The organism is Klebsiella sp. HN106, assembly GCF_051209435.1.
Classification (GTDB): Bacteria; Pseudomonadota; Gammaproteobacteria; order Enterobacterales; family Enterobacteriaceae; genus Klebsiella; species Klebsiella oxytoca.
Window position 1 is genome coordinate 1 of sequence record NZ_JBLURD010000162.1, and the last position, 343, is coordinate 343.

1 protein-coding gene is annotated in these 343 nt (G+C 60.1%); it reads left to right on the top strand.

Annotation, left to right across the window (positions count from 1 at the left end; translation table 11 throughout):
- Nucleotides 1-58: 58 nt before the first annotated feature.
- Nucleotides 59-343 (top strand): LacI family DNA-binding transcriptional regulator (locus ACSIPU_RS30780; protein ID WP_435322502.1); only part of this gene is annotated, 285 nt, incomplete at its 3' end.

Below are 343 nucleotides of genomic sequence, written 5' to 3' on the forward strand. Positions count from 1 at the left end.
GCCGCTGGCTGCTGCGGCCATGCATGGTAGAATAAGCGTTTTGCTTTCAGGCTCCCGGGTGCTGATGAAAACCAAACGCGTAACTATCAAAGATATCGCCGAACTGGCGGGCGTTTCCAAAGCGACCGCCAGCCTGGTACTCAACGGTCGTGGTAAAGAGCTGCGCGTGGCGCAGGAGACGCGCGAGCGCGTACTGGCGATCGCTCGCGAACAGCACTATCAGCCGAGCATTCACGCGCGCTCGCTGCGCGATAACCGCAGCCATACCATTGGTCTGGTGGTGCCGGAGATCACCAACTACGGGTTTGCCGTTTTCTCCCACGAGCTTGAGACGCTCTGCCGG